Source organism: Verrucosispora sp. SN26_14.1, from assembly GCF_004307965.1.
Lineage (GTDB): Bacteria > Actinomycetota > Actinomycetes > Mycobacteriales > Micromonosporaceae > Micromonospora.
Map to the genome: position 1 here is coordinate 1 of NZ_SISL01000560.1, position 3430 is coordinate 3430.

The following is a 3430-nucleotide window of genomic DNA, read 5'->3' on the forward strand; positions in this document are numbered from 1 at the left end:
ACCCGACGCCCGCCGGGTCGCCCTCCGGCGGGCCGCTCCACGAGGCGGCCGATCTGACCCAGGTCCGGCGGTCGGCGTTACGGGAGACCGCCGACCTGCTCGCCGACACCGTCGCCTCCGGCGTACGCACCCTGGCCTTCGTCCGGTCCCGCCGAGGGGCCGAGGTGGTCGCCACCAGCACCCGGCGCAGCCTCGACGAGGCGGTCCCCGGGCTGGGCGACCGGGTCGCCGCGTACCGGGGCGGCTACCTGCGCGAGGAACGCCGGGAACTGGAACGCGCGCTGCTGCACGGCGACCTGCTCGGGCTCGCCTCGACCAACGCCCTGGAGCTGGGCGTCGACCTGATCGGCCTGGACGCGGTGCTGATCTGCGGATATCCCGGCACCCGGGCGTCGCTGTGGCAGCAGGCCGGACGGGCCGGGCGATCCGGCCAGGAGGCGCTCGCCGTGCTGATCGCCCGGGACGACCCGCTCGACACCTACCTGGTGCACCATCCGGAAGCGGTGTTCGGGGCACCGGTGGAGGCCACCGTGCTCGACCCGGCGAACACGTACGTGCTCGGGCCGCAGTTGGCCTGCGCCGCGGCCGAGGCCCCGCTGACCGACGCCGACCTGGCACTCTTCGGTGACGGCGCGAAGGAGACGGTCGCGGCGCTGGTCGAGGCGGGCGCGCTGCGGCAGCGGCCGACCGGCTGGTACTGGCGGCACCGCGAGCGCCCCCAGGTGGACCTGCGCGGCGACGGCGGCGCACCGGTCTGCGTGGTGGAGGCGGCGACCGGTCGGCTGCTCGGCACCGTCGACGGCGGCTCGGCGCACTTCCTGCTGCACTCCGGGGCGGTCTACCTGCACCAGGGCGTGTCGTACGTGGTCGACTCGCTCGATCTGGACGACGGGTGCGCGCTGGTGCACCCCGAGGAGCCGGACTGGTCCACGCACGCGCGGGACGTCACCTCACTGTCGGTGGTGTCGGTGCGTTCGTACGTCGACGCCGGACCGGTCGGGCTGTTCCTCGGCGAGGTGGACGTCACCAGCCAGGTGGTGTCGTACCAGCGGCGGCGGATCGCCACCGGCGAGGTCATCGACACCCGTCCGCTGGACCTGCCGGCGCGGGAGCTGCGTACCGTCGCGGTCTGGTTCACCCTCTCCCCCGGGTCGCTGGCGGCAGCCGGGGTGGACCCGGCCGACGTGCCGGGCGGGCTGCACGCCGCCGAACACGCCGCGATCGGGCTGCTGCCGCTGGTGGCCACCTGCGACCGGTGGGACATCGGCGGGTTGTCCACGGCGGTGCACCCGGACACCGAGGCCCCGACGGTCTTCGTCTACGACGGCCACCCCGGCGGCGCGGGCTTCGCCGAGCGGGCGTACGGCATGGCGTCGTCCTGGCTACGCGCCACCCGGGACGCGATCGCCGAATGCGGCTGCGAACACGGCTGCCCCTCCTGCGTGCAGTCGCCGAAATGCGGCAACGGCAACAACCCGCTCTCCAAGCCGGACGCGATCACGGTGCTGAACGTGGTGCTGGCGAACCTGCCGGAATGACCGGGCAGGCATGAGATCCGGCCGCTTCGGGCATTGATGGCTGGGAGCGCTTCCATCGAGCGCCGTGATCATCGTCCGTCGTCGCCGCACATGGAGGAGGAGCCGTGGCCGACACCATCGCCGAGACCGTCGAGCTGCTCTACACCATCGACCAGGAGCAACTCGACATCGACCAGCAGATCGCCCTCGGTACGGCGCTCGCCACCCTGGCCCAGGCCGAACGGCTGGACCAGATCAACGAGCGACTGCGTACCATCCACCAGCTCCTCACCACCTGGACCCACCGGTCGGCTGTCGACGGCGTCCGCTGACCTGACACTCAGCGCCGGGCCGCTTGCCGAGCTGTGCGACACTCCGGCGCACCACGAACGAGGAGATTCTGATGCAGCTCGACAGCCTGCAGGCGCAGCACCAGTTCCACATCCGCCAGCGGTTGCGTTTCATGGTCAACCAGTACGAGGTGCACAGCGTCGCGCCGGACGGCTCCGAGGGCGGTCTGCTGGCCTTCGCGCAGCAGAAGCGGCTCGCCTTCAAGGAACAGGTGACCATCTACACCGACGACTCCAAGCAGCAGCCGCTGCTCGGGTTCAAGGCCCGTCAGCGTCTCGACCTCGGTGCCACGTACGACGTCACCGACCACGCCGGCACCCCGATCGGGCTGTTCCGCAAGGATTTCGCGCAGTCCCTGCTCCGCTCGACGTGGCACGTCGAGCAGGCCGGCCTGCCGAACATCGTCGGCCAGGAGCGCAGCATGCCGGTGGCGGTGCTGCGCCGGTTCGCCGAGTCGCTGTCCTGGCTGCCGTACCACTTCGACTTCGTCGCCGGCGGCCAGCCGGTCTTCTCGGTGGTGAAGAAGTGGGGCCTGCGTGACCGCTACGTCGTCGAGATCCACCACCCGCAGATCGACCGCCGTCTGGTGATCGCCATGGCCGTCGCACTCGACGCGCTCCAGGGCCGCTGACCTCGACGTAGTGGCCCTACGGCGGCACGGGCGCTCGCGCCACGGGCCTCGGCGGCACGGGTCCGCGCGTCCCTGACCTCGTCGTCGTGCGGAGCCTCGTCGTCGTGGCCTCGTCGTCGTGCGGGCCTCGTCGTCGTGCGGGCCTAGCTGGCACGTGGAGCCTCGGCGTCGGCGCGGCCTCGTCGTCATCGCTCTCGGCGTCGGGGAGCCGGCTCGCCGTCCGCCGGTGGCCGAGCCGGCTCCCCGGCCGACGTGCTCCCGACGTGTTCCCGCGCCGGTGGTAACCGCTCACCCCCGCATCGGGCCGGCCCGGGAGGTGGCCGTGGCGAGCCGGGAGATCCCGGGCAGCGGACGCACCGCCACCTCGGCGGTGACCAGCACGTCGATCCCGTCGACCCGGCACCGGACCAGCCTGGCACCGTTGGCGACGACGAGTTCGGCGGCTCGGGCACACGCCTGCGACTCGTCGTGCAGCGCCCGGCCCGCTCCGGCGAGCGCACCGAAGTCGGCCGCGACCCGTGCCTGGTGACGCGCCACCCGCGCAGCGCCGATACCCGCGCCGAAGATCCCACTGATCACGAAGATCAGCCCGACCGCGAGCAGGCAGACGGTCACCCCGCCTCGGTCACGCCCGCCGACGCGCCGCCCACACCGAGACGATGCCCCGGCGAAAGGGTTCGGGCGCCGGGCGACCGTCACGGCCTCGGCTCCGGGATTCCGGGCTCGACGGCCGCCACCGCCGTGGCCTCGACGACGATCGCGGGCAGGTCGGTGCCGAGGGCACGCACCGGGGCGCGCACGGTCACCCGGACCACCTCGTCGTCCACGACGACGGCCACCTCCGCGCCGGGAGGCGCGTACCGGTGAGCGGCGCTCTCGCCCGGTTCGCCCCGGGAGGCGGCGAGTGCCGCCTCCCGGGCCGCGTCCAGGC

5 protein-coding genes are annotated in these 3430 nt (G+C 73.1%); 3 read left to right on the plus strand and 2 right to left on the minus strand.

All coding sequences use genetic code 11. The features are described from left to right. The 3 genes from EYA84_RS29030 to EYA84_RS29040 form a co-directional block, all read left to right on the plus strand. The coding region (locus tag EYA84_RS29030; RefSeq protein WP_236146021.1) for a Zn-binding domain-containing protein at positions 1 to 1538 on the plus strand (1538 nt) is incomplete at its 5' end. A gap of 104 nt (positions 1539 to 1642) precedes the next feature. Continuing rightward, a complete protein-coding gene (locus EYA84_RS29035; protein WP_131057191.1) occupies positions 1643 to 1849 on the plus strand; it encodes a hypothetical protein in 207 nt (68 codons plus the stop codon). A 71-nt stretch (positions 1850 to 1920) separates the two neighbouring features. Then, the gene (locus tag EYA84_RS29040; RefSeq protein WP_131057193.1) at positions 1921 to 2499 is read left to right on the plus strand and encodes a hypothetical protein; all 579 of its coding nucleotides are present in this window, start codon (positions 1921 to 1923) and stop codon (positions 2497 to 2499) included. A 288-nt stretch (positions 2500 to 2787) separates the two neighbouring features. On the opposite strand, the gene EYA84_RS29045 is transcribed toward EYA84_RS29040, so the two are convergent. Both EYA84_RS29045 and EYA84_RS29050 read right to left on the minus strand, forming a co-directional pair. Continuing rightward, positions 2788 to 3198 (minus strand): Rv3654c family TadE-like protein, encoded by a 411-nt coding sequence (locus EYA84_RS29045; RefSeq protein ID WP_131057194.1) that lies wholly within the window; start codon positions 3196 to 3198, stop codon positions 2788 to 2790. Further along, on the minus strand, positions 3195 to 3430 hold a 236-nt coding region (locus EYA84_RS29050), incomplete at its 5' end, for a TadE family type IV pilus minor pilin (protein ID WP_275540821.1). The genes EYA84_RS29045 and EYA84_RS29050, both read right to left, overlap by 4 nt.